Consider the following 24,778-nt stretch of genomic DNA (forward strand, 5'->3'; position numbering starts at 1 on the left):
CTTGAATGGCCCGAACGGACTATGCGTACGCGGCAGATCACCCAGGGGAGTGAGCGGGTGGCATATCGGGTCCATCGGGACAATCCCCCACGCTCCCCCGGTGATTCACCGGGCACGTATGGGGTATTCGCCACCACAACCTGTCAATTCGGTCAGGTCTAATCACCCACAGGAGTGACGTCACGGATGAGACGGTTACGCACTCCTGTGAAAGCCAGGAGCAGAGTAAGCGAACAGACAGGCGGCTGTCCGGGGAATCAGAAGTTAGGGTGGGGCGCATGGCATACAAGCGTCCCGGCGGCGGCCTCACCACTGCCCAGCAGGCTGTGAAGTTTCTGGGAGTCAGCGTGCTCGCGGGCACGCTGCTGGCAGGGATCACGCTGCCGGCCGTCGGCGCGCTCGGCCTCGCGGCCAAGGGCACGGTGGAGGGCTTCGACGAACTGCCGGCCAGTATCCAGCAACCGCCGCTGAGCCAGCGGTCCGTCATCCTCGACAAGGACGGCGGACTGATCGCGGCGGTGTACGACCGCGACCGCACGGTCGTCCCGATCGACAAGGTCGCCCCGGCGATGCAGCAGGCGATCGTCGCGATCGAGGACGAGCGCTACTACAAGCACGGCGCCGTCGACCTCAAGGGCATCCTGCGCGCCCTCAACGCCAACCGGCAGGCCGGTTCGGTCAAAGAGGGCGCGTCCACGCTGACGCAGCAGTACGTCAAGAACATCGCGATGGAGGAGGCCGGCGAGGACCCGGCCAAGCTCGCCGAGGCCACGAAGCAGACGCTGGGCCGCAAGATCAAGGAGCTCAAGCTCGCGATCCAGGTCGAGCAGGAGCTCACCAAGAAGCAGATCCTCGAGGGCTACCTCAACATCGCCTTCTTCGGGAACCAGGCGTACGGCATCGAGGCCGCCGCCCGGCGCTACTACAGCAAGCCGGCCTCCAAGCTCACGATCACCGAGTCCGCGATGCTCGCGGGCATCGTCCAGTCCCCGTCCGAGTTCAACCCCCTCGCCGACGACGAGCAGGCCCTCGCCCGCCGCAACCGGGTGCTGGACCGGATGGCGAAGAACCACTACATCACCGCGGCCCAGGCGACGACGGCGAAGAAGAAGGGCCTCGGCCTGAAGTTCAGCGCCCCGCGCAACGGCTGCATCACCGCGGTGAAGGGCGCCGGTTTCTTCTGCGACTACGTGCGCGAGACGTTCCTGCAGAACCCGATGTACGGCAAGACCCCCGAGGCCCGGCAGAAGCGCTGGGCGCAGGGCGGACTGACGATCCGCACCACCCTGGACCCGAACGCGCAGGACGCGATCAACCGCTCGATAAAGGAGCACGTCTACCAGTCCGACAAGGTCGCCACCGCGGTCACCATGGTCGAGCCCGGCACGGGCAAGATCATCGGGATGGGGCAGTCGCGGCCGTACGGACTGAGCAAGAAGAACCACGAGACGACGATCAACTACTCGGTCGACTACAAGATGGGCGGCTCGAACTACGGCTTCCAGACGGGTTCGACGTTCAAGCCCATCACCGCCGCGGCGTCGATCGAGGAGGGCATGCCGCTCAACAAGGTCTACCCTTCGCCGAACAAGATGACCTGGAAGGACGGCATCTCGACCTGCGGCAAGGACTGGAACAACGAGTCCAACGAGACCACGCAGAACGAGACGGTCACGGAGGTCGGTCCGTACAGCCTCGAAGAGGCCACCAAGAAGTCGATCAACACCTACTTCGCCGGGATGATCTCGGAGTACGGCATCTGCCCGGTCGCCGAGATGGCCGAGCGGATGGGCGTACGCCGGGGTGACGGCAAGAAGCTCTCCCAGGTGCCGACCATGACCCTGGGCGTGAACGACATCTCGCCGCTGACCATGGCCAACGCGTACGCCACCTTCGCCAACCGCGGGGTGTACTGCACGCCGGTCGCGATCGACTCGATCACGGACGCGAACGGCAAGAAGCTCGGGGTGCCGAAGACGCAGTGCCGGCGGGCGATGGAGGAGAAGACCGCCGACACGATCAACACCCTGCTGAAGGGCGTGACCACGGACGGTACGGGCGCGCTGGCCGGCCTGACGGACGGGCGGGACAACGCGGGCAAGACCGGTACCACCGATGAGCGCAAGAACGCCTGGTTCGTGGGCTACACCCCGAACCTGTCGGCGGCGGTGTGGGTCGGCAGCCCGGGTACCAAGAAGATCCCGATGGTCAACATCAGCATCGGCGGCAGGTACTACCCGAAGGTCTTCGGTGGTGGCGTCCCCGGCCCGATCTGGCGGGACGCCATGGCGGGCGCGCTGGAAGGCAAGCCCTCGCCCGACTTCACGCTGGTCCCGCTGCCGAAGCCCAAGGTCGACAAGGACAAGGACAAGGACCGCCCCGGCAACGGCAACCCCGGCGGCCTGACCATCGGCGGCATCGGCGGCACGGACGGCAGCACGAGCGTGGGCACGCTGGACGGCGGGACGACGGACGGCGGCCTGACGGGCGGCACGCTGGACGGGGGGACCCTGGACGGCGGGACCCTGGACGGCGGGACGACGACCGATGGCGGGAACGGCAAGGGGGGGACCACCGGGTTCCCGTAGCCGGGTCGGCTCGGTGAGTGAACGGCGAAGGGGCGGCTCCCGGTGTGGGAGCCGCCCCTTCGGCGCGGGTGAGGTGTGCGGGGGTGGTGGCCCGGTGCGGGTGGATCGACCCGTGTTCCGGAGGACGACTCCGCCGGTGCGGGTGGATCGACCCGTTCCCGGCGGACGACTCCGGCCAGGCGCCCCCGCCCGGGGTCAGCCCGCCAGGGCCTTCTTCACGGCGGCGGCGACGCGGCCGCCCTCCGCCCGCCCGGCGACCTTCGGGTTCACGATCTTCATGACGGCGCCCATGGCCCGCGGCCCCTCGGCGCCGGCGGCCTTGGCCTCGCCGACGGCCTCGGCGACGATCACGGCGAGCTCCTCGTCGGCGAGCTGCTTGGGCAGGTACTCGTCCAGCACCGCACCCTCGGCCAGCTCCCGCTCGGCGGACTCCGCCCGCCCGCCCTGGGCGAAGGCCTCGGCGGCCTCCCGCCGCTTCTTGGCCTCGCGCGCGATCACCTTCTGCACCTCGTCGTCGGAGAGCTCGCGGGCCTCCTTGCCGGCGACCTCCTCCTTGGTGATCGCGGCGAGGGTCATCCGGAGCGTGGCGGAGCGCAGCTGGTCGCGCTCCTTCATGGCGGCGTGGAGGTCGCCCTGCAGCTTGGCCTTCAGCGTGGTCATGGCTCGAGTCTCCCATGCGGGGGCTGACGGGGCTGCGGGATATTCGCCGCCCCGGACCCCGCGCCCGCGCCGTCACCCTGTCGCGTACCGCTGGGGGGCTTGCCGGCCCCCCAGACCCCCCGTCTGCCACGATGGAGGAATGCGCGCGCGATACGGAGTCCCCCTGGCCCTCACCGCACTCGGCACGGCATGCGTCGGGTATGCCGCCGGGATCGAGGTCCGCTCGTTCCGGCTGCGCAGGGTGACGGTGCCGGTACTCCCGCCGGGCATGCGGCCGCTGCGCCTCCTCCAGGTCTCGGACATCCACATGGTGAGCGGCCAGGACAAGAAGCGGCGCTGGCTGCAGTCCCTGGCCGGCCTGCGCCCGGACCTGGTGGTGAACACGGGCGACAACCTCTCCGACCCCACGGCCGTCCCGGAGCTGCTGGACGCGCTGGGCCCGCTGATGGAGTTCCCCGGCACGTACGTGATGGGGTCGAACGACTACTACGCCCCGAAGTTCCGCAACCCGGGCCGCTACCTCCTGGAGAAGGCCCGCGGCGTCCACGGCCTGAACGGCAAGGACGACCCGGCGATCGGCGTGGAGCGCAACCCGTGGGAGGGCATGCGCGACGAGTTCGACGCGGCCGGCTGGACGGGTCTGTCCAACACGCGGGGCACGGTGAAGCTGGAGACGGGCGAGGAGCTGGGCCTGACCGGTCTGGACGACCCGCACATCAGGCGCGACCGCTACACCGAGGTGGCCGGCGGCCCGGACCGCTCGGCGGACTTCACCCTGGCCTTGGTCCACGCCCCGTACCTGCGCGCCCTCGACGCCTTCACGGCGGACGGCTACGACCTGATCCTGGCGGGCCACACCCACGGCGGCCAGCTCCGCATCCCGCTGTACGGCGCGCTGGTCACGAACTGCGACCTGGACACGGCGCGGGTCTCGGGCCTGTCGACGCACACGGCCGGCGGCCACACCGCCCACCTCCACGTCTCCGCGGGCTGCGGCACGAACCGCTACACCCCGGTCCGCTTCGCCTGCCCCCCGGAGGCGACGCTGCTCACACTCACCCCACGCCCCTGAAACGAATTTCGTCCTGACGCGGCGGTGGGCTACAGTAGTCCTCGTTGCTTCGGGGTGTAGCGCAGCTTGGCAGCGCGCTTCGTTCGGGACGAAGAGGTCGTGGGTTCAAATCCCGCCACCCCGACTGAAGAAACAGATCAAGGGCCCTGTCTCGCGAGAGACGGGGCCCTTGGTCGTTGCGGGGTGACGGGCTGAGTGGCCATGGTTCTGGATCGTCTGGCTGCGCACGAAGGTCACCGCGGGCGCCGGCTCCTGTGCCGCCGCCAGGCCATGACGACCGAGTGCGCCGAGAGGACAGCAGGATGAGCCAGCCGAGTACGACGCCGGTCGCCTTCGGCAGTCACGGCCAGCGCGCTGTCCTGGTCCTCATCGGTGCGGTCTTCGTCCTCCTCGGTGGTGGCGTCCTCGCGTCCGACCATTCCGTCCCGGGTATCGCGATCGGCGCATTCGTCGTCGGCGTCGGGGCCGTCGCCGTCGGCCGCGGGCCGATCGTCGGCGTTCGCGTGGACACGCGGGGGGTAACCCATCGGACGCTCACGCGCACGACCGTCATTGCCTGGTGCTGTATCCGCGACATCGCCGCAGGGTCGGGTGGTGGCAGCTCGCCACTGCCTACTGGCGCTCCGGTGCTAACCCTGGACGACGGCCGCACCCGTGTCCTGATCGGGATGGCCTCCTCTACCGCCACCCGGCGAGGGCAGTCAGCAGTCGAGCAGCACCGCCAGACACTGCTCACTCAGCACGCGCTGCACCGGGCGGCCTGCGCCACCTGCTGAACCCGACCGTCACCAGCTAGTGATCGTCATCGGCCTCGGCGGACTCGTTACGGTTGCTGCGGCCTTCGCCAACCAGCGCGGCGTACTGGGCCCCGACTACGGGCAGATCCAGCAGTAGAGGTGCCGTTGCCCGGCTAGAGCCCGTGACGCCAACGCTGCGAGGTCCGCGAGGAAGCCGGCGAGTGCGTCCGGCTCAGGAGCCTTGTAGAACGCGCCCGGCGACCGCGCCCATCCTGCGGCCACGTCGGGCAGCAACGACGCATCGACCCGGGCCAGTTCGTCACGGAAGACATCGGTCAACGACACCGCGGCCACCTCACCGTCCCCGACCATGGCAACCAGAGCGCACCGACGAGGGTCGGCCACTATCTCCTCGCGTTCCCGTCCCATGATCAGGGCTTCTGCCGTGGCGAGTTCGACCATCGGATCGATGCCCTTGACCACGACCTGGTCATAGCCTGCGCCGCTGGGCGCCCCATCTTCACGAACGATCGCCCGTGCCGCGTCCTGATCATCGTCGGCTGCGTAATAGCAGTACAAGACTCCCATCCGCGAATCCTCGCACCGGCGGCTCGCGGCAGTCGCGCGCTTCCGGCACGGGGCAGTGAGATGAGCAGAGGCCACGTGGCCGGGTTCGGCCGGCACCCCGCCCAGGTTCCGCCCAAAGTCTCTCCACGCCGGCCGCGCAGTTCGGTGTCCGCCCGTGATGTGCGGCACTGGCGCGTGCCGCACATCACGGGGAACGCCAGATGGCCGAGTGGCGTCGCGCGGCGCAACTGGCCACCATGGCTCGGTGATCGATCAGTGGCCCGCTGCCTCGCGGGTTATCTGGTGGAACTCTGCCGCCATTGCTTCCGCCAGGGCCTGGGCCGCTGAGAGGGGGCGGACCATGACCAGGAAGTCGTCGATCTTGCCTTCGGTGTTGAAGTGGAGGAAGTCGCAGCCCTGGATCTGCTTGCCGGCCACCGTCGCCGTGAAGACGAAGGCGTGGTCGCGGGTTTCGGGGTTGGTGATTTCGCGGATGTACGTGAAGTCCTCGAAGACTCGGAGGACTCCTCGCAGGATCGCGGCCGTGAGTGCCTTTCCCTCGTACGGCTTGAAGGCGACCGGGCTGGTGAAGACGACGTCGTCGGCCAGCAGGGCCTCGACTGCCTCGTGGTCCCTCGCTTCTACTGCCTTGCGGAACGCGTGCATGGGGTCTCCTGGTCGTCGCCGGTCCTAGCCCGTTCGTGTCTTCGGCCGTCTCGTCGTTCGTCGAGTATCCCCAGCCCTCCCCCGCTGTCACAGCCTCTGGCAGCCGTGAGACTGGTTCGGGCTCGGACGCGCCGGGTCGCTTGTCCCGGCCCCGCGGCGTGGCGCTCGTACGATGAAGGCGTGACAGCCCGGTCCCAGAGCCGCATCGCGCGAGCGCCCCTAGGGCGGATGTGGGTGCTGCTGGTGCTCGGGCTGCTGGTCGGGCTGATCGGCATGCACGCCCTTGCTCCCGACGCGGTCGCCTCGGCCGGTACCGGCCACGGCCACACCGCGCACACGACCCGCCCCGACCATGCCGGTGGCGGTGAGCGCCTCTGCCACGGCAGCACCGGCGGCGGCCACACCGCGCACGCCGACGCGGCCTGCGCGTCCGGTGCCGTCGGTGCGGGGCCCGTGCTGCCCGCCCCGGCTAACGTTCCCGTCGGGGTGCTCCCGCCGGGCGACAGCGCCCGCTCGGACATCGCGAGCGTGCCCGACGGCGAGCGCGCGCCGCCCTCCCTCGCCGAGCTCCAGCTTCTGCGGATCTAGGACGGGACCGCGCCGTACCCCGCGCCACACAGCCGTACGGCACTCCGTCCTGTCCCGCGCCCGACGGCGCAGCGTCCTTCACAGATCGCAGGAGTACGACCATGACCAGCACCCGTTCCCGAATCCGCCGTGCCGCGCTCGGCGTCACGGCCGCGGCCGCCGCCCTCGTCCTCGCCGCGTGCGGCAGCGACGACGGCTCCGGCACCAGCACCGGCGACAGCTCCCCCTCGCAGACCGCGGAGGCCGAAGCCGGCGCCCACAACGACCAGGACGTGTCCTTCGCGCAGGACATGATCCCGCACCACCAGCAGGCCATCCAGATGTCCCGGATGGCCGCCACCCAGGCGTCGTCCGCCGAGGTCAAGGACCTCGCCGCGCGCATCGAGAAGGCCCAGGACCCGGAGATCGAGACGATGACCGGGTGGCTGAAGGCGTGGGGTGAGGACGTGCCCTCCGGCATGCCGGGGATGGACCACGGCGGGCACTCCGGAGACTCCTCCGACATGCCCGGGATGATGGACTCCGAGGACATGGACAAGCTGATGGACGCGTCCGGTGCGGCCTTCGACACCATCTTCCTGACCATGATGATCGAGCACCATGAGGGTGCCGTCGAGATGTCCACGACGGAGAAGGGGGAGGGGGAGTACGGGCCGGCCAAGCAGCTCGCCGACGACATCATCGCCTCGCAGACCGCGGAGATCGCGGAGATGAAGCAGATGCTCGGCCAGAGCGAGGGCGAGAACTGACGGCAACAGCAGGAGCCCCGGGGGCCGCGCCGCGCCCCTCCAGCGGCCGGCCCCGGGGCCCGTCACGCCATCGCCCGCCCGCCCCGCAGCAGGCTCGCGCCCACCATCACCCCCAGCGCCACCGCCACCACCGTCAGCAGCGCGTTGACGGACGTCAGCAGGCCGTGCGAGCTGTCGCCCGCGATGAGTTCGCCGACGCCCGTCAGGGTCAGCGAGCCGGGCACCAGCATCCAGAACGCCGGGAGGAACGTGACCTGTGCCGGCGGCGCCCCGCGCCGGCTCTCGACGATCCGGGCGATCAGCGGCAGCGTCGCGCCGCCCAGGAACGCGCCCAGGACGGCGTCCGAGAAGGACTGCCCCAGCAGTTGCACCGCCTCCGCCACCGCCAGCACGAGCAGCAGCCAGGGGAGGGTGCGCAGCGGCGCCGACGAGTTCAGCGCGTGCCCGACGCCCAGCAGCAGCACCCCCGCCCAGGGCGCCCACGAGCCGATCGCGTCGGCATCGGCACCCTCCACGACGGGGTGCAGCCGCATCAGCGACGTACCCACCGTGATCCCGAACACCAGCAGGACCAGGGTGCTCAGCCCGTACGCGAGCCGGCTCGTGCCCGACACCATCGAGCCCGCCGACAGCTCCATCATCCCCATCGTGAGCGCCGCGCCCGGCAGGAACGCCAGCAGCGGCGGAATCACCAGCTTGGTCGGGTTCTCGCCGAGCAGGGGGCCGCTGTAGCGGTACGCGAGCACCGTGACCAGCACCGCCGCGATGACCGGCAGGGCGAGCGAGAACATCCGCAGCGGTCCGCCGACCAGCTCCCGCAGCGCACCCACCGCCACGCCGAGCACGGCGTAACCGAGCACCGCCGTCTGGCTCGGATACGTGATCAGGCCCAGGCCGATCGTCAGCAGCGTGTAGCCGAGCACCCGCAGGACGACCGGGAAGCGGGGCGGCAGGGACTTCAGGCGGCGGAGGCGTTCGGTGCCCTCCTCGGGCGGCATCGGGTGGTCGTAGAGCTCCTCCAGGAACCGGTACAGCTCGCCGACCTGGTCCAGGCCCAGCGGCTCACCGCGTACGGGCGCGAAGTCCACGACAGCCCCGGGCCCGTCGCCGACCCGGACGAAGACGCCGGTGGGCAGGACGAGGGCGTGCACCTGGTGCATGCCGTAGCGCTCGCCCAGCTCGACGATGACCTGCTGTACCCGGTCGGTGGTCTCACCGGCGAGGCACAGGGCGGTGCCGCACTCGCGGAGGAAGCGGACCAGTTCGATGGGGGGAGGGGGCGGCTCGTCCGGTTCGGGGATGGGCTGCGGGCGCCAGAAGGAGCCCAGGCGGACGACGGCCCCTCCGGCGCGGTCGGCGGCACGGCGGAGTGAGCGGACGGCGGTCGCGGTGGCGGTGGGGTGGCGGTGCGCGGAAGGCCGGTCTTCCGGCGGGGGCTTCGCCGAGGGCTGCGGCGAGGGCTTCGCTGACGGCTGCGGCAGGGGCTTCGCTGACGGCTCCGGCAGGGGCTTCGGCCCGCCGTCGTCAGCCGCCCGCCGCCCCCGTAGCCGTCTGAACAGCCGTTGCCCGACGAGGAGCAGCACGGGCAGCCACGCCCCGCCCGGCCGCCCGCCGGGTCCCCGGCCCGGCTGCCGGTCCGCGCTGTGTCTGCTGGGCCGTGGCACGTGGTGCGCTCCGCGATCCTCGGTCGGGTGGGCCCGCACCGGCGACGCCGGACGGTCCTGCCCGATCTGCCCCTCATCACACCATCGCCCCCGGCGGCCCGCACATCCGAGCGGGTCGGCGACGGGCGGGTCGCGGACGACCGCGGCGCCGCGGGACGGCTAGATTCGCGCCCGTGGCCTCGGACCGCCTCTGGTACGCCTCGTACGGCTCCAACATGCACGCCGAGCGGCTCCGCTGCTATCTCGCCGGCGGCCGGCCGACGGGCGCCGCCCGGTCCCAGCCGGGGTGCCGCGATCCGCGGCCGCCGCTGCGGTCCGTCGCCGTGGAGCTGCCCGGAACGCTGTACTTCGCGCAGGAGTCGGAGGTGTGGGGCGGCGGCCGGGCCTTCTACGATCCCGGGGGGCCGGGCGTCGTCTGGGCGCGGGCGCATCTTCTGACCGTCGGGCAGTTCTCCGACATCGCCGCCCAGGAGATGGGCCGGGCGCCGGGGCGCGACCTCGACCTCACGGCCGTCCTCGCCGAGGGCCGCGCCGCCCTGGGGCCCGGGCGCTACGAGACCCTCGTCCGTCCGGGCGACCTGCACGGCTTGCCTCTCCTGACGTTCACGGCCCCCTTCTCGCAGACCGAGGCGGAGCTCAACGCCCCCTCCGCGGCGTACCTGCGTCACCTGGCGGACGGACTCGCGGAGACGGGCGTATGGGAGCCGGACCGGATCGCCGCCTATCTCGCGGGGTGTCCGGGGGCGGCGGGGCGGTGGAGCGCGGAGGCGGTCGCGGGGCTGATGGGCCGGGTCGGCTGAGTCAGCACACTCCAGGCCGCACCAGCGCCACGTCACCCGGCATCAGCACCACGCCACCCGCCATCAGCGCCACGTCACGCCGCACCAGCCCCATGCCACCCGCCATCAGCACCACTTCACGCCGTCCACGTTCCGCACGTACCGCGCCGGCACGAACCCGGGGTGGCCCGCCAGCTTGAACCAGATGCCGTTGCCCCGCACGTCCCGGCCCTCGACCTTGCACTCGATGCCCGCGATCTCGCCGCGCGCGAGCACGTCGATGGCGGGACCGGAGTGCCAGACGCTGCGCTGCACCAGGACGCCGCCCTTCGCCGTGACCACACCACGGGCCGCCCAGGAGGGCCAGGTCAGTCCGCTGCCCGGGGGCTCCCAGCCGCGGCCGGAGTTCTCAGGGAACCAGCCGCCGCCGTTGTTCCCGTCGTCCATGGCCGAGCCGGTGTCCGACCCCTTCCCGGACTCCGTGCCCGCGCCCGCCACGCCGCGGGAGCCGTCCGCGGCGTCCGTGAGGGCCTTCGCCGAGCGCTCGCCCGCACCGGCGGGGGGTTCGTCCTTCCACAGGCCGACGGCCATGAAGCCGATCCCGCTGAACACCACGGCGGCGGCCGCGGTACCCGCCAGCACCTTCGGCGTACGCAGACCGCGCAGCAGCGCGCCGGGCAGGCGGAGAAGAGCCCCGGGCAGGCCGAGGACGGCCCGGAACAGGCCCCGGAAGAGGCGCGCCGTCAGCCCGAGCGTGCCCCGGATCAGAGCGCCGGGCATGAGCCGCTCCGGCCACTCGAATGTCAGCAGGTTCCTCAGTTTGCCCAGCACCGCAGCACCCCTCGCCGTCTCGTCGTAGGGATCCCTGTCTGCCGCACCCGGCTGCCTCCGGCCCGGCGACACGACGCTGGGGGCCACCTGTTTCGCCCATTCGGCAGGTCGTCATACCGCGTCTGGGCCAGTGGAGGGACGAACGGGAGGATCGGGCGCTGTCGGTGGGTCGGCCTACGATGGCGGTCCGGATCGACGGGTGGGGGAGGGCGCCATGGCTCACACGGTTGCCGTGCTGGCCTTCGACGGGATGGCTCCCTTCGAGCTGGGGGTCGTCGTCGAGGTGTTCGGGCTGTCGCGGCCCGAACTGGCGGACGTGGACTGGTACGACCTGCGGGTGTGCGCCGAGGAGCCCGGGCGGGAGCTGCGGGCGGTCGGCGGCTTCTCGCTGAAGGCGGAGCACGGGCTGGACGTGCTGGCGGCGGCGGACACGGTGATCGTCCCGGGCTGCGCGGCGGATCCGTCGGCGGCGCTGGTCGGGGCGCTGCGGCGGGCGCACGCGCGGGGTGCGCGGCTGGTGTCGATCTGCTCGGGGGCGTTCGCGCTGGCGGCGACGGGGCTGCTCGACGGGCGGCGGGCGACGACGCACTGGCGGTACGCGGAACGGCTGGCCGAGCGGTATCCGCAGGTCGAGGTGGACCCGGACGTGCTGTACGTCGACAACGGGGACGTGCTGACCAGCGCGGGGAGCGCGGCCGGGATCGATCTGTGCCTGTATCTGGTGCGGTCCGACCACGGCGCCGCCGTCGCCAACACCGTGGCCCGGCGTTTCGTCGTACCACCGCACCGGGACGGCGGACAGGCGCAGTTCATCGAGGCGGCCGTCGCGCCGGTCGGGCCGGAGGAGGACGGCGTGGCGCGGAGCATGACCTGGGCGCTGGAGCGGCTGCGCGAGCCGCTGACCGTTCCGGGGCTGGCCCGGGTGGCGGGCATGTCGGAGCGGTCGTATCTGCGGCACTTCACCCGGCGCAACGGGGTCTCCCCGATGCGGTGGGTCATATCCCAGCGGGTGGCGGCGAGCCTGCCGCTGCTGGAGTCCGGCGAGGGGTCGGTGGACGAGATCGCGGCGGCGGTCGGCTTCGAGAGCACGGCGACGTACCGGCATCACTTCGGGCGCGTGATGCGGACGACGCCGACGGGGTACCGGAGGGCGTTCGCGCGGCCGGACGGGGTGCCGGCCTAGCGACGCGCCGGCCTTGCCGGAAAGCGCGCCGCCTGGCGGGATATTGAGGTACGCGGTCGTTTACGCCACTCGTGGCCGCGGACGCGGGGCAGCAGGATTGATCACGCCAGCCCGCCCCGTACGAGAACAGGGAGCCTCCCGATGACCACCGCCCTCGCCGCCAGCGCCGTGCTGAGCGTTCCCGCCGCCCCGTCCGCCGACGCCGTCGCCCACTACGCCGGCCGGCTCGCCTTCGAGGCGGACGTCTCCGACGTGCACGCGGACCTGACCGCCGGCGTCGCCGGTGTGGTGGTCGTCGACTCGCGCGCCCAGGTGGCGTGGGACCAGGGGCACATCCCCGGTGCCGTGCACATCCCCACGGCCCGGATCGCCGAGCTGGCACCGGAGTTGGTCCCCGCGGGGGCGACCGTGGTGACGTACTGCTGGGGCCCCGGCTGCAACGGGGCCACCCGGGCCGCACTGGCCTTCGCCCGGCTCGGCCACCCGGTCAAGGAGATGATCGGCGGCTTCGAGTACTGGGTCCGCGAGGGGTTCGCGTTCGACACCGCGCACGGGGCGGACCGGCGTCCGGTGGACGACCTGACCGCCCCGCGGACGGGTATCTCCTGTGCCTGCTGAGGGCGTTGGGGCGCGCCCCGGTCGCTAGTGGACGTGCGGGCCGCCGGTGAGTTGCGGCCTGCCGCGCGGTACGACGAGCAGGGACACCGCCGCCGCCACCGCGGCGGCCACCGCGCCCACCGCGAACGCGTCCGCGAACGGCTCCGGCACGCCGCCCCCGATGCCCGCGGCGGCGACGGTCGACATCACGGCGACGCCGATCGAACCACCCACCTCGTGGAAGGTGTTGACCACGCCGGAGGCGATGCCCGCCTCCTCGTGCCGTACCGAGGCGAGCGCGGTCGCCGTCGCCGTGACGAACACCGCGCCGACCCCCAGCGCGGCGACGGACAGCGCCGGCATCAGCACGGCGTACACCGGCGATTGCCCGTCCAGCCACGCGAGCGGCAGCAGGGCGGCCGCCGCCACGCCCATCCCGCCGGCCGCGGTGGGCCGGCTGCCCAGCGTGCCGACCAGCCGCGAGCCAAGGTGCGCCCCGACCGCCGCGCCCACCGCCACCGGGAGGAACACCAGGCCGGTGCGGAGCGCGCTGAACTCCCGTACGCCCTGCAGGTACACGGAGCCGAGGAAGAAGAAGGCGATGAGCAGGGCGGTGGCGACGAGCATCAGGAACGCGCCCGCCGCCACCGGCCGCCGCAGCAGCATCCGTACGTCCATCAGCGGTTCCCTGCTTGCGCGTTCGACGAGGGTGAACGCGGCGTACAGCACGACGGCGGTCAGCAGCGACAGCAGCGTGCCCGCTGAGGCCCAGCCGTCGTCGCCGGCCTCGACCAGGCCGTAGATCAGGGCGGCGGTGGCGGCGGTGACCAGCAGCGCGCCGGGCAGGTCGAGGCGGGCGGGCCGCCGGGGGCGGGGCGGGAGCAGGGCGGGGAGGGCGGACAGGGCGAGCAGGCCGACGGGGAGGTTGATGTAGAACACCCAGCGCCAGCCCGGCCCGTCGGTCAGCGCGCCGCCGAGCAGTACGCCGATCGCGGAGCCGGAGCCGCCGATCGCGGCCCAGAAGCCGAGGGCCTTGTTCCGTTCGGGGCCGTGGAAGCTCGTCGTGACCAGGGAGAGCGCCGCCGGCGACAGCAGCGCGGCGCCCACGCCCTGGGCGGCGCGCCCGGCGATGAGCGTCTCCGCCCCCTGGGCGAGCCCGGTGAGCAGGGAGGCGCCGGTGAACAGCGCGAGCCCGACGAGGGCGGTGCGCGGCGCGCCGAAGACGTCCGCGAGCCGGCCGCCGAGCAGCATCAGCCCGCCGAAGCAGAGGGTGTACGCCGTGACGGCCCAGGTCAGGGTCGAGCGGCCGAGGCCGAGGTCGGCGGCCATGTCGGGGAGGGCGACGTTCACGACGGTGACGTCGAGGATCAGCATGAACTGGGCGAGGCAGAGCACGGTGAGCATCAGCCAGCGCCGGGGCGGGGCGGCGGGTCGGTGGTGGGTGGCCTCGTGAGCGGTGTGGGTGTGGGTCATGGGCCGGCTCCCTGGACATAGCGGGTCTCGATGGAGGTCGCGCAGTGATTTGAACTGTACGGCACAGTTCAATTGAACTCAACCGTTCAGTTCACTACGCCGCTACACTGACCGCATGCCGACCACGCCCGCCACGCCTGACACGCCCAAGCAGCCCCCCGCCGGCCCGCGCGCGGAGGCGAAACGGGCGGCCATCGTGAAGGCCGCCCGCGAGCTGTTCCTGCGTGAGGGGTTCGCCGTCAGCGTCGACCACATCGCCGCCGCGGCGGGTGTCTCCAAGGTGACGGTCTACAACCACTTCGGCAGCAAGGAAGCCCTCTTCGTCGCGGTCATCAAGGACTCCACCGACGCCCCTCTCGGCGAGACGCTGACCGCCGCCGTCGAGGACCTCGGCGACTCCGACGACCTGCGCGCCGCGCTCATCGCCGCCGGCCGCGCCTGGGTCGCCGCCGTCCACGACAACCCCGACGTCCTCGCCCTCAACCGGCTCGTCGCCGCCGAACTGCCCCGCTTCCCCGAGCTGGGCGCGGGCTGGCGGCACGCGGACCCGGCCGGACACCATCCGGCGGTGGCCGAGGCGCTGACGCGGCTGTGCGACCGGGGGCGGCTGGCGATCCCCGACCTGCGGGTGGCGGTCCTGCAGCTGTACTCGCTGCTGTACTACCCGCACCTGGTCTTCGCGGCCTACGGCACGTCGGTGGACGCGGACCTGACCGAGCGGCTGATCAGCGGCGGGGTGGACATGTTCCTGGGGCGGTACGAACAGGCGTGACCGCCCCCGTCAGAGCTCGAGGATCTCGACCGGCCCGTGGCCGTGGCCCTCGTCGGCGGGCGGCTCCTCGACGAGTTCGCCCGCCGGCCCGGGTTCCGGCTCCTCGGCGGGCGCGGGCCCGTCCTGGCCGCGCCACAGCACCAGGGCGCCCGCCGCGACGGGCAGCAGCGCCAGGGACAGGACCGACGGCCAGTAGGCGAGCACGTAGTCGAACGTGGACGCACCCGGTGGTACGGGCAGCCAGTCGCCGGTCTGCTCGACGTACACCCAGGCGCCGAGAAGTCCCGCGGGCACCAGCACGCCGATGACCACCCCGAGGAACAACCGCAGCCGGGGTTCCGGGCGCCGGTGGCGCAGATACGCCCCCGCCACGAGGGCCGCCAGCGCGGCGATGAACGCGCCCAGTGTCTCGTACCCCGTGCTCTTGCCGAACGCCTCGAGGAACTGGCCGAACGTCGGCGTACCGCCGAAGTCATCCGGGCCCCGCGTGTACGCCTTGTGCTCGGCCCGCCAGTACAGATAGACCCAGGCGAACCTCAGCACCAGCGTCACCGCCACGGCGCCCAGCGCCGCCCCGAGCGCCAGCAGCGGCCGCCCGAACACCCCGAGTCGCGCCAGCGTCACGGATCCCCACCCCTCCCCGTACCGGCCAACTCAATGGAGGCTACCCCCGGCTACGCCGCTTTCGACGCCCGCAGCGAATACATCAGCGGGATCCGCGGACTCCCCGACGGGAAGCGGTACCGGCCGTCGTCCATCCGCTTCAGCGACGCGAACCGCGGGAACAGGGTGGTGTCGTGCTCGTGCAGGAAGTCGATGCGCAGCCCCGCCGCCGCCACGGCGGAGACGACCTCGCCCAGCGGGTGCTGCCACTCCGCGCTGCGGTTGTGCTCCGTCTCGGCGCCGAAGTCGGCGTACGTGCCGGGGGTGTCGTCGATCCAGGCGTCGCGGTTGAAGTAGTCGTGCTCGACGCGCGAACCCGTGACGTCGTCCAGCACGTCCGTCAGCGGGTGGAACTCCGCGACGTACAGGAAGCCGCCGGGCGCCACCAGGGAGGCCGCGGTCTGCGCCCAGCGCTCCAGGTCGGGCAGCCAGCACAGGGCTCCGACGCCGGTGTAGACGATGTCGTACGACGGGTCGGGGACGGCCGTGGCCGCGTCGTACACGTCGGCGGCCACGAACGCCGCGCGGTCCTGGCCGAGGCCCAGGTCGCGGGCCAGGTCGCGGGCGGCGTCGACGGCCGGCTCGGAGAAGTCGAGGCCGACGACCCGGGCGGCGCCGTGCCGGGCCCAGGAGAGGGTGTCCAGACCGATGTGGCACTGCAGGTGGAGCAGCGACTTCCCGGCGACGTCACCCATCTCGGCGAGCTCGAAGGGGCGCAGCGGGTCGTGGCCGGCGCGGAAGGCCGGGAGGTCGTAGAAGTCGCTGCGCAGATGGATGGGCACTCTTTCATCCCACATGGACCGGTTCGTCTGCAGCCAGTCCTCGGGGGTCGATCCATACATGCGGGGGACGTTATCCACAGGCGACGGCGCTCGCCACCCGATTGTCGTGGCGTGCAAGCACAATGAACGGCATGAGCGAGAGCACTGAGTCCACGCCGGACTGGGAGAAGCGCTTCCGGGCGCCGCGCGTCAGCCTGCCCGAGTGGGCCGAGGACGCACCGGACAGGTCGTTGTACGTCTCCAACGTGACGGGCACGTTCGAGCTGTACGCCTGGGACCGGGAGACGGGCGAGCAACGCCAGGTGACCGCCCGGCCGAACGGTACGACGGACGGCACGCTGACGCCGGACGGCCAGTGGATCTGGTGGTTCTCGGACACCGACGGGGACGAGTTCGGCGTGTGGATGCGCCAGCCCTTCGCCGGTGCGGAGATCGGCCAGGACCAGCCGGCCGCGCCGGGCGTCGAACCCGCCTATCCGGCGGGGCTGGCGCTGGGCCGGGACGGCACGGCGGTGATCGGCCGGTCGACGGACGAGGAGGGCACGACGATCCACGTCGTACGGCCCGCGGGCGAGCCGTACGTGGTCTACCGGCACCGGGAGTCGGCGGGGGTCGGCGACCTCTCGTACGACGGCTCGCTGCTGGCCGTGGAGCACACCGAGCACGGGGACGCGATGCACTCGGCGCTGCGGGTGATGCGGCTGGACGGCACGGTCGTGGGCGAACTCGACGACACCGCGGGCGGGACGGAGGAGCTGGGCCTGGAGGTGCTGGGCTTCGCGCCGGTCGCCGGGGACTCGCGGCTGCTCATCGGGCACCAGCGGCGCGGCCGGTGGGAGCCGGCGATCTGGGATCCGGTCGGCGGGGAGCTGACGGAGCTGCGGCTCGACCTGCCCGGGGACGTGTCGGCCGAGTGGTACCCGGACGGCTCGGGGCTGCTCGTCGTGCACATCTACCAGGCGCGCAGCGAGATCTGGCGGTACGAACTGGCGGACGGCGCCCTGACGAGGGTCGAGACGCCGCCCGGCACGGTGTCGGGCGCGTCGGCCCGGCCGGACGGGACGGTGGAGTTCCACTGGTCCTCGGCCGCCGAGCCGCCCGTCGTACGGAACACGCGCGGCGCGGTGGTGCTCGAGGCGCCCGGTGAGCGGCCGCCGGCGTCCGTGGCAGTGGAGGACGTGTGGGTGGACGGGCCCGGGGGCAAGGTGCACGCGCTGGTGCAGAAGCCCGCCGGTGAGGGGCCGTTCCCGACGGTCTTCGACATCCACGGCGGGCCCACCTGGCACGACTGCGACGCCTTCGCCGCCGGACCGGCGGCCTGGGTGGACCACGGTTTCGCGGTGGTGCGGGTCAACTACCGCGGCTCCACCGGGTACGGCCGGGAGTGGACGGACGCCCTCAAGCACCGGGTGGGCCTGATCGAGCTGGAGGACATCGGCGCGGTGCGCGAGTGGGCCGTGTCCTCGGGGCTGGCCGACCCGGAGCGGATCGTGCTGGCGGGCGGCTCGTGGGGCGGCTATCTGACACTGCTGGGCCTCGGGGTGCAGCCGGAGGACTGGACGCTGGGCCTGGCCGCCGTCCCGGTCGCCGACTACGTCACGGCGTACCACGACGAGATGGAGGCGCTGAAGGCGATGGACCGCACGCTCCTGGGCGGCACGCCGGAGGAGGTCCCGGAGCGGTTCGAGGCGTCGTCACCGCTGACGTACGTCGACAAGGTGCGGGCGCCGGTCTACATCTCGGCGGGGGTGAACGACCCGCGCTGCCCGATCCGGCAGATCGACAACTATGTGGACCGGCTCCGGGACCGCAGCCATCCGCACGAGGTGTACCGGTACGACGCCGGGCACGGGTCGCTGGTCGTGGAGGAGCGGATCAAGCAGTTGCGGCTGGAGCTTGATTTCGCGCTGCGTCATCTGGCTCCGGAGTCGGGTCGGGAGGTGTGAGTCCCAGCTCCGCGTCCCGGGCGAGCTCCAGCTCACGCCGGAAGAAGCGGTACCACATGAAGACGACGAAGCCGGCGAAGACGAACCACTCGGCGGTGTAGCCGAGGTTCTGGAACGCCTTCAGATCCAGGCCGGTGCCCTGCGCCGCGGTCGGCGGGACGGGCTTCATGCCCCCGTCGGCCTCGGTCAGGGTGACCCAGCCGTCGTACACCGGATAGTCGACGATGTTGATCAGCGAGGCGGCGCTGATCATGCCCAGCTCGCCCTCGGGCAGCCCGCCGCCGGCGTTGACCCCGGGCGCGCCCTGGGTCTCCGACGCCTGCAGCGCTCCGCTCACGGTGACGGTGCCGGTGGGCGCAGCGGGCAGGTCGGCGGGGTCCGCCTTGCCCGGCAGCCAGCCGCGGACGACGGGCAGCGCCTTGGCGCCGGGGCCGTCGGTGCGCAGCAGGGTCAGGACGTAGTAGCCGCGCTTGCCGTCGAGGGTGCGGTCCGGGACGAGCAGCTGTTTGTCGTAGCGGCCGGTGGCGGTGGCCGTCTGCCCGGAGGTGTTGGTGTCGACGGGCAGCAGCGCGTCGACGGGACGCGCCCGGCCGGTCGTCTCACCGGCGCGCTCCTCCTGCTGCTGGTGGCTGTCGACCCGGTCCTCGAACCGCCCGAGCTGCCAGCTGCCCATGAAGAAGCAGAAGGGGATGGCGAGGAGGGCGAACAGATTGATCGCCCACCATCGAGGGGTACGCAGGAACCGGTACACCCCTCAACGGTACGAGATGCGTCTGCGCCGCTTTTGCACCGGGTGGGCCCGTGCCTCCGTGGGGCGGGGCACGCGCGCGGGGTGGGCGTCCCCGCCGGGGGGGCGTCCCTGCCGGGGGGCGTCCCTGCCGGGGGGCGTCCCTGCCGGGGGGCGTCCCTGCCGGGTGGGCATCCCCTGCCGGGGGGCATCCGTGCCTGGTGGGCATCCGCGCGACGGCGCATCCCTGCGGGGCGGGTGCGGGGCGTAGCCCGTTCCCTTCCGCGGGCGCGGCCGACCCGGGCGACCCCGACCCGCCGGGGGCCGGGGCGGAGCCCCGGGGACGCCCGGCGGGGCCGTCAGCCTTCCAGGGGCGGGGTGTAGTAGACCGTGCCGACGCACGTGGCGGGGACCGTCACCGACGCCGTCTCGCCGCCGGCCTCCGGGGTGTGCGTGATCTGGATGGGCGTCTCCTCGGCCGGCGGGGCCTCCTCGCCCGTGCCGCCGTCGGAGTACATCAGCTGCGTGGACGGGTCGTTGAGCGTGTCACCCGCACCCGTCGCCGTCTCGGATCCCGTGCCGCCCGTGGTCTGCTCCGCGTCCTTCGTCGGCTCGGGGCTCGGCGACGAGCCGCCGTCCGCCGGACACTGCTGCGCCGCCTCGGGCGCGGGCACGAACGCGAAGGCCACCCGGTACGTCTCGCCCGCGGCCAGCGTGATCGTCTCCGGCGCGTCGGACGCCGGCGGCAGCACCGCGGACGCCTCGTCGCCGTCGGTGTGCACCGCGACGTCGATGTTGCCGGACCCCGTCGCGGCCGTCTGCACGGAGCCGACACCCTCCACCGTGCAGGGCTTGTCCGACCGGTTGCCCATCACGATCTCGCCGGTGACGATGCCCGCGCTGTTGGGCTCGCCGCTCTGGGCGTACTCCTCCTGGATGTCGCCCGAGGCGCAGGCCGGCGCCTCGGCCTGGGTCACGTTCCCCGTGTCGCCGCCCGTGGCGGAGCTACCGTCGTCGTCCGGGCCGGCGGTCGCCTCGCCCTTCTCGCCCTTCTCGCCCGACGAGGGGCCCTCGGTGCCCTCCTGGCCGTCGTCGACCCCCGTCGTACTCCCCGAACTCGGGGTGGCGTGGTTGCTCGACGCCGTCACGGGCTTGTCCCCGCCGTCGATGATGGCGCCGCTGCGCACCAGCGCGGGCACGGACGCCACCGCCAGCACCGCCAGCGCGGCCGCGCCCACCACCAACTGCCGCTTGCGCGCCCGCCGGGCGGGCACGGCGTACCGCAGATGATCGAGCGCCCCGGGGTTCGGCGCGAGGTCGTCCACCGCCCCGCGCAGCAGTCCGCGCAGCGCGTCCTCGTCCAGCCCCGGTGTGTCCAGGCCGGAGGTGTTCCCGACGCCCCGCTGAGCGGGGATGTCCGCCGGGCTCTTGCGTTCGGTCATGATGCAGGGGCTCCCATCGCGACTCGCAGCGCCGCTATCCCCCGTGATCCGTACGCCTTCACCGAACCGAGGGAGATACCGAGAGTCTCGGCCACCTGCGCCTCGGTCATGTCCGCGAAATACCGCAGCACCAGAACCTCACGCTGCCGGCGCTGCAGACCGCGCATCGCCTTGATCAATTGGTCCCGCTCCAGCTGCTCGTACGCCCCTTCCTCGGCGCTGGCCATGTCGGGCATCGGCTTGGAGAGCAGCTTCAGCCCGATGATGCGACGGCGCAGTGCCGAGCGGGACAGGTTGACGACGGTCTGCCGCAGATAGGCGAGGGTCTTCTCAGGTTCCCTTACCCGCTTGCGGGCGGAGTGTACGCGGATGAACGCCTCCTGTACGACGTCCTCGCACGAGGCGGTGTCGTCCAGGAGCAGGGCGGCCAGGCCGAGCAGCGACCGGTAGTGCAGCCGGTACGTCTCGGTGAGGTGGTCGACCGTCGTGCCTTCCGCGAGGGTCTCAGCACCCACGGCGGCTGCCTCCGGCGAGGCTGCCGAGGGGGTCGCCGGGGTAGCCGCCGGTCCGGACGGCCAGGGGGCTATCACCGGCATCCCCTCGCGCAGCCGGGGGCGTCGCTGAGGGCGCAGCGACGGGCCGGCCGGGAGAGTCGCGATCGTGAGTGCTTCTGCCACGCCAGTTGGACACGCTTCCCCCCGTCAGGGTTGTACGCGTCAGGCAATCTTCTGCGCGATGCACCCCATGCACCCCATGCCCTCATGCGACCCAACTCTTCCCTGATGCCCGCTTCCAGAACGCGATCGCCTTTGCTGGGCACAGACATAGACGCCCCGGTCGCCGGTTGCGGTTGCAGTCGACGGCCGGGACTGAATAGTCGATCGAAAGTGGTCCCCCGGACAAGTTGTCTAGGCCAACGGTTCCGTCACATCCGGAATCGACATGGGGACAAACCGGCACACGCGTCCGGTGGGCCGGACACGACCGACGGGCCGAACGTCGCGTTCGGCCCGTCGTACGTTCCCGGAACGGTCAGCGGCCGGTGCCGCCGTAGACCACGGCCTCGTCGGTCTCGCTGTCCAGGCCGAAGGCGGTGTGCACCGCGCGCACCGCTTCCTTGACCTCGTCCTCGCGGGTGACCACCGAGATCCGGATCTCGGAGGTGGAGATCAGCTCGATGTTGACGCCGGCGTTGGACAGCGCCTCGAAGAAGGCCGCCGTGACGCCGGGGTTGGTCCGCATGCCCGCGCCGACGAGCGAGATCTTCGCGATCTGGTCGTCGTAGCGCAGCGACTCGAAGCCGATGCCCGGCTGCGCCTTGGTGAGCGCCTCCATGGCCTTGTGCCCGTCGGTCTTCGGCAGGGTGAAGGAGATGTCCGTCAGACCCGTGGAGGCGGCGGAGACGTTCTGTACCACCATGTCGATGTTGATGTCCGCGTCCGCGATGGAGCGGAAGATCAGCGCGGCCTCACCCGGCTTGTCCGGCACGCCGACGACCGTGATCTTCGCCTCGGAGGTGTCGTGCGCAACCCCGGAGATGATCGCCTGTTCCATGCCTGCTTCTTCTCCCTCGGGCTTGTTGCGCACCCACGTGCCCTGGTGCCCCGAGAAGGAGGAGCGGACGTGGATGGGCATGTTGTAGCGGCGGGCGTACTCGACGCAGCGGCCGAGCAGCACCTTCGAGCCGCTGGTGGCGAGCTCGAGCATGTCCTCGAACGGGATCTCGTCGATCTTGCGGGCCTTCTTCACGACACGCGGGTCGGCGGTGAAGACGCCGTCGACGTCCGTGTAGATCTCGCAGACCTCGGCGCCGAGCGCGACGGCCAGCGCCACCGCGGTGGTGTCGGAACCGCCGCGGCCGAGCGTGGTGATGTCCTTCGTGGACTGCGAGACACCCTGGAAACCGGCGACGATCGCGACGGCGCCCTGGTCGATGGCTCCCTGGATGCGTCCGGGGGTGACGTCGATGATCCGCGCCTTGTTGTGCACGGAGTCCGTGATCACGCCGGCCTGGCTGCCCGTGAAGGACAGCGCCTCGTGGCCGAGGTTTTTGATCGCCATCGCCAGCAGGGCCATGGAGATCCGCTCTCCGGCGGTCAGCAGCATGTCGAACTCGCGCCCGGCAGGGATCGGAGATACCTGCTCGGCGAGATCGATCAGCTCGTCCGTCGTATCGCCCATCGCGGAGACCACGACGACCACCTGGTGGCCGTTCTTCTTGGCTTCCACGATCCGCTTGGCGACGCGCTTGATGCCGTCGGCATCCGCTACGGACGAGCCGCCGTACTTCTGCACGACAAGGCCCACGTGCGCTCCTCGCAAAGGTGTGTCGGTCGGCTCAGTCTACTGAAACCGGACGCGCGGCCCGGTTCAGCAGCGCTCCCTTCCCACCCAGTGAGACGGCCACACGCAATGGTGGCGCGGGTCACACGGACGGGCGCCGGTTGCGCGCGCCCTCCCGGACGGCGCCCGCGCCCGTTTCCGTACGCCGCCCGTTCCCGTACGCCGTGGCTAGACCGTGCGCAGGCCGAGGGGCTCGGCGATCTCCGCCGCCATCACGCGGCCGGCCTCCTCCTCCAGCTGCCCGTCGTCCAGCGACGCCTCGCTGTCCGTGTCGAGCCCGTCGAGCTCGCCGAGCGGTTGGTCGAGCCGTACGTGCGCGACGAGCGACTGCAGCGCCCGCAGACACGCGCTCGCGGTGGTGCCCCAGTTCGACAGATAGGAGAACTGCCACCACCACAGCGCCTCGCTGACCCGCCCCTCGCGGTAGTGCGCCAGGCCGTGCCGCAGATCGGTGACGATGTCCGCGAGATCGTCGGAGACCCGGCAGGCGACGGGCGCCTTGCGCGGCTCGTACGGATCGAAGACCTCGGAGTAGACGTCGACGGGCCTCAGCAGCTCCGCGAAGCGCTCCCGCAGGTCGTCCACGTCGGGCTCCGGCCCGGTGTCCGGCTCGTACCGCTCGTCCGGCACGAAGTCCTCGTGCGCCCCGAGCCGCCCGCCGGCGAGCAGCAGCTGCGAGACCTCCAGCAGCAGGAACGGCACGGCGGACGCCGGCTCGTCGCCCTTGGCGACCTCGGTCACCGCGACGATGAACGACTCGACCGAGTCGGCGATCTGCACGGCGAAGCTGTCGGGGTCCTGGTCGGACTGGTGAAGTGTGGCATCAGACATCGAGCAAGCGCCTCCCTTCAAAGGCCCGCCCCAGCGTGACCTCGTCGGCATATTCGAGGTCTCCCCCCACGGGAAGACCGCTGGCCAGCCGCGTCACCTTCAGACCCATGGGCTTGACCATGCGGGCCAGATAGGTGGCGGTGGCTTCTCCCTCAAGATTCGGGTCGGTGGCCAGGATCAGCTCCGTGACGGTGCCGTCCGCGAGCCGGGTCAGCAGTTCCCGTATCCGCAGATCGTCCGGGCCGACGCCCTCGATCGGGCTGATCGCGCCGCCGAGCACGTGGTACTTGCCGCGGAACTCACGGGTGCGCTCGATGGCGACGACGTCCTTGGGCTCCTCGACCACGCACAGCACGGTCGCGTCGCGGCGCGGGTCGGCGCAGATCCGGCACTGCTCCTCCTGCGCGACGTTGCCGCACACCGCGCAGAACCGGACCTTCTCCTTGACCTCGAGCAGCGCGTGCGCCAGCCGCCGTACGTCCGCCGGCTCGGACTGCAGGATGTGGAAGGCGATGCGCTGGGCACTCTTCGGACCGACGCCGGGCAGCCTGCCCAGTTCGTCGATGAGGTCCTGAACGACGCCTTCGTACACGATCGATGCTCTCCCTGCTGGACGCCCTCACTCAAAACGCCTAGGGCATAACGCTAGTTGGTACCGGCGGGTTTGCCCGCCATCCTGCGCCGGGCCGTCGGCGGCCGGCCAGGACTCAGAACGGCAGGCCGGGCAGGCCGCCGCCGAGGCCCTGGGCCAGCGGCCCGAGCTTCTCCTGGGCCAGCTGCTGGGCGGAGACGTTGGCGTCGCGCACCGCGGCCACGATCAGGTCGGCGAGCGTCTCGGTGTCCTCGGGGTCCACCACCTTGGGGTCGATCACCAGGGCCGTCAGCTCACCGGATCCGGTGACCGTGGCCCTGACGAGCCCGCCGCCCGCGGTGCCCTCGACGGGGGTCTCGGCAAGCTCCTGCTGCGCGGCTACGAGGTCCTGCTGCATCTTCTGGGCCTGCTGCAGCAGCTGCTGCATATCGGGCTGGCCACCACCGGGAAACACGGCTTGTCGCTCCTGCCTTCGACTGCGTCGGTCCGGCTGTACGCCGGTACTGCGAGCCTACGTGTTCCCCGG

At 71.8% G+C, this 24,778-nt stretch carries 25 protein-coding genes and 1 tRNA gene; 11 read left to right on the forward strand and 15 right to left on the reverse strand.

Translation table 11 applies throughout. The features are described from left to right. Positions 1-278 precede the first annotated feature (278 nt). Positions 279-2,588 carry a transglycosylase domain-containing protein gene (locus tag AB0M28_RS00210; protein WP_365395148.1) on the forward strand — a complete coding sequence of 770 codons (2,310 nt, stop codon included), beginning with the start codon at positions 279-281 and terminating at the stop codon, positions 2,586-2,588. 195 nt (positions 2,589-2,783) lie between these two features. Here AB0M28_RS00210 and AB0M28_RS00215 read toward each other — a convergent pair whose 3' ends face one another. After that, positions 2,784-3,248: a GatB/YqeY domain-containing protein gene (locus AB0M28_RS00215; RefSeq protein ID WP_365395151.1), complete on the reverse strand. Its 465-nt coding sequence runs from the start codon at positions 3,246-3,248 to the stop codon at positions 2,784-2,786. 139 nt (positions 3,249-3,387) lie between these two features. Here AB0M28_RS00215 and AB0M28_RS00220 point away from each other — a divergent pair, with 139 nt between their 5' ends. The 3 genes from AB0M28_RS00220 to AB0M28_RS00230 all read left to right on the forward strand — a co-directional run bounded on the left by AB0M28_RS00220 (position 3,388) and on the right by AB0M28_RS00230 (position 5,096). After that, the gene (locus AB0M28_RS00220; protein ID WP_365395154.1) at positions 3,388-4,320 is read left to right on the forward strand and encodes a metallophosphoesterase; all 933 of its coding nucleotides are present in this window, start codon (positions 3,388-3,390) and stop codon (positions 4,318-4,320) included. A 50-nt stretch (positions 4,321-4,370) separates the two neighbouring features. After that, positions 4,371-4,444, forward strand: a tRNA-Pro gene (locus AB0M28_RS00225). Between the two features lie 178 nt (positions 4,445-4,622). After that, positions 4,623-5,096 (forward strand): hypothetical protein, encoded by a 474-nt coding sequence (locus AB0M28_RS00230; protein ID WP_365395157.1) that lies wholly within the window; start codon positions 4,623-4,625, stop codon positions 5,094-5,096. A 96-nt stretch (positions 5,097-5,192) separates the two neighbouring features. Here the strand turns inward: AB0M28_RS00230 and AB0M28_RS00235 are convergent, their stop codons facing one another. Next, positions 5,193-5,645 carry a hypothetical protein gene (locus AB0M28_RS00235; RefSeq protein WP_365395160.1) on the reverse strand — a complete coding sequence of 151 codons (453 nt, stop codon included), beginning with the start codon at positions 5,643-5,645 and terminating at the stop codon, positions 5,193-5,195. Positions 5,646-5,897: 252 nt separating this feature from the next. Then, positions 5,898-6,290, reverse strand: coding sequence for a nuclear transport factor 2 family protein (locus tag AB0M28_RS00240; protein WP_365395162.1), 393 nt, complete (start codon positions 6,288-6,290; stop codon positions 5,898-5,900). A gap of 180 nt (positions 6,291-6,470) precedes the next feature. Between AB0M28_RS00240 and AB0M28_RS00245 the strand changes: the two genes are divergently transcribed. Further along, the gene (locus AB0M28_RS00245) at positions 6,471-6,878 is read left to right on the forward strand and encodes a DUF6153 family protein (RefSeq protein ID WP_365395165.1); all 408 of its coding nucleotides are present in this window, start codon (positions 6,471-6,473) and stop codon (positions 6,876-6,878) included. A 101-nt stretch (positions 6,879-6,979) separates the two neighbouring features. Further along, the gene (locus AB0M28_RS00250) at positions 6,980-7,627 is read left to right on the forward strand and encodes a DUF305 domain-containing protein (protein ID WP_365395168.1); all 648 of its coding nucleotides are present in this window, start codon (positions 6,980-6,982) and stop codon (positions 7,625-7,627) included. A gap of 62 nt (positions 7,628-7,689) precedes the next feature. On the opposite strand, the gene AB0M28_RS00255 is transcribed toward AB0M28_RS00250, so the two are convergent. Then, positions 7,690-9,291 (reverse strand): threonine/serine exporter family protein, encoded by a 1,602-nt coding sequence (locus AB0M28_RS00255; protein ID WP_365395171.1) that lies wholly within the window; start codon positions 9,289-9,291, stop codon positions 7,690-7,692. 215 nt (positions 9,292-9,506) lie between these two features. On the opposite strand from AB0M28_RS00255, the gene AB0M28_RS00260 reads away from it, so the two are divergent. After that, positions 9,507-10,091: a histone deacetylase gene (locus tag AB0M28_RS00260; RefSeq protein ID WP_365395642.1), complete on the forward strand. Its 585-nt coding sequence runs from the start codon at positions 9,507-9,509 to the stop codon at positions 10,089-10,091. Between the two features lie 105 nt (positions 10,092-10,196). On the opposite strand, the gene AB0M28_RS00265 is transcribed toward AB0M28_RS00260, so the two are convergent. Beyond that, positions 10,197-10,901: a hypothetical protein gene (locus AB0M28_RS00265; protein ID WP_365395173.1), complete on the reverse strand. Its 705-nt coding sequence runs from the start codon at positions 10,899-10,901 to the stop codon at positions 10,197-10,199. A gap of 214 nt (positions 10,902-11,115) precedes the next feature. Between AB0M28_RS00265 and AB0M28_RS00270 the strand changes: the two genes are divergently transcribed. Both AB0M28_RS00270 and AB0M28_RS00275 read left to right on the forward strand, forming a co-directional pair. Further along, positions 11,116-12,084: a helix-turn-helix domain-containing protein gene (locus tag AB0M28_RS00270; protein ID WP_365395176.1), complete on the forward strand. Its 969-nt coding sequence runs from the start codon at positions 11,116-11,118 to the stop codon at positions 12,082-12,084. 141 nt (positions 12,085-12,225) lie between these two features. After that, on the forward strand, positions 12,226-12,702 hold the full coding sequence (locus tag AB0M28_RS00275) for a rhodanese-like domain-containing protein (protein ID WP_365395178.1): 477 nt from the start codon (positions 12,226-12,228) through the stop codon (positions 12,700-12,702). A 24-nt stretch (positions 12,703-12,726) separates the two neighbouring features. Here the strand turns inward: AB0M28_RS00275 and AB0M28_RS00280 are convergent, their stop codons facing one another. Beyond that, the gene (locus AB0M28_RS00280; protein ID WP_365395181.1) at positions 12,727-14,154 is read right to left on the reverse strand and encodes an MFS transporter; all 1,428 of its coding nucleotides are present in this window, start codon (positions 14,152-14,154) and stop codon (positions 12,727-12,729) included. A gap of 115 nt (positions 14,155-14,269) precedes the next feature. Between AB0M28_RS00280 and AB0M28_RS00285 the strand changes: the two genes are divergently transcribed. Further along, entirely contained in the window at positions 14,270-14,926 is a 657-nt protein-coding gene (locus AB0M28_RS00285; protein WP_365395184.1) for a TetR/AcrR family transcriptional regulator, read from the forward strand. Positions 14,927-14,935: 9 nt separating this feature from the next. Here AB0M28_RS00285 and AB0M28_RS00290 read toward each other — a convergent pair whose 3' ends face one another. Next, positions 14,936-15,550 (reverse strand): hypothetical protein, encoded by a 615-nt coding sequence (locus AB0M28_RS00290; RefSeq protein WP_365395187.1) that lies wholly within the window; start codon positions 15,548-15,550, stop codon positions 14,936-14,938. 50 nt (positions 15,551-15,600) lie between these two features. Beyond that, on the reverse strand, positions 15,601-16,431 hold the full coding sequence (locus AB0M28_RS00295; protein ID WP_365395189.1) for a class I SAM-dependent methyltransferase: 831 nt from the start codon (positions 16,429-16,431) through the stop codon (positions 15,601-15,603). 62 nt (positions 16,432-16,493) lie between these two features. Here AB0M28_RS00295 and AB0M28_RS00300 point away from each other — a divergent pair, with 62 nt between their 5' ends. Continuing rightward, positions 16,494-18,317 (forward strand): prolyl oligopeptidase family serine peptidase, encoded by a 1,824-nt coding sequence (locus tag AB0M28_RS00300; protein ID WP_365395192.1) that lies wholly within the window; start codon positions 16,494-16,496, stop codon positions 18,315-18,317. Here AB0M28_RS00300 and AB0M28_RS00305 read toward each other — a convergent pair. The 7 genes from AB0M28_RS00305 to AB0M28_RS00335 all read right to left on the reverse strand — a co-directional run bounded on the left by AB0M28_RS00305 (position 18,247) and on the right by AB0M28_RS00335 (position 24,706). Continuing rightward, the gene (locus AB0M28_RS00305; protein WP_365395195.1) at positions 18,247-19,068 is read right to left on the reverse strand and encodes an SURF1 family protein; all 822 of its coding nucleotides are present in this window, start codon (positions 19,066-19,068) and stop codon (positions 18,247-18,249) included. The two genes, AB0M28_RS00300 and AB0M28_RS00305, sit on opposite strands and share 71 nt — an antisense overlap. Before the next feature lie 335 nt (positions 19,069-19,403). Continuing rightward, positions 19,404-20,486: a hypothetical protein gene (locus AB0M28_RS00310; RefSeq protein WP_365395198.1), complete on the reverse strand. Its 1,083-nt coding sequence runs from the start codon at positions 20,484-20,486 to the stop codon at positions 19,404-19,406. Beyond that, positions 20,483-21,082, reverse strand: coding sequence for a SigE family RNA polymerase sigma factor (locus tag AB0M28_RS00315; RefSeq protein WP_365395645.1), 600 nt, complete (start codon positions 21,080-21,082; stop codon positions 20,483-20,485). Before AB0M28_RS00315 ends, AB0M28_RS00310 begins: the two co-directional genes overlap by 4 nt. Positions 21,083-21,518: 436 nt before the next feature. Beyond that, positions 21,519-22,793 (reverse strand): aspartate kinase, encoded by a 1,275-nt coding sequence (locus AB0M28_RS00320; RefSeq protein WP_365395201.1) that lies wholly within the window; start codon positions 22,791-22,793, stop codon positions 21,519-21,521. A gap of 204 nt (positions 22,794-22,997) precedes the next feature. Then, the gene (locus tag AB0M28_RS00325) at positions 22,998-23,660 is read right to left on the reverse strand and encodes a DUF5063 domain-containing protein (RefSeq protein ID WP_365395204.1); all 663 of its coding nucleotides are present in this window, start codon (positions 23,658-23,660) and stop codon (positions 22,998-23,000) included. Beyond that, complete coding sequence (gene recR, locus AB0M28_RS00330; RefSeq protein WP_365395207.1) at positions 23,653-24,252, reverse strand: recombination mediator RecR; 600 nt, start codon at positions 24,250-24,252, stop codon at positions 23,653-23,655. The genes AB0M28_RS00325 and recR overlap by 8 nt, the downstream gene beginning before the upstream one ends. 115 nt (positions 24,253-24,367) lie before the next feature. Continuing rightward, positions 24,368-24,706, reverse strand: a complete 339-nt coding sequence (locus tag AB0M28_RS00335; RefSeq protein ID WP_365395210.1) for a YbaB/EbfC family nucleoid-associated protein — start codon at positions 24,704-24,706, stop codon at positions 24,368-24,370. Positions 24,707-24,778 lie beyond the last annotated feature (72 nt).

The organism is Streptomyces sp. NPDC051940, assembly GCF_040680895.1.
In the GTDB taxonomy this organism is placed as follows: domain Bacteria; phylum Actinomycetota; class Actinomycetes; order Streptomycetales; family Streptomycetaceae; genus Streptomyces.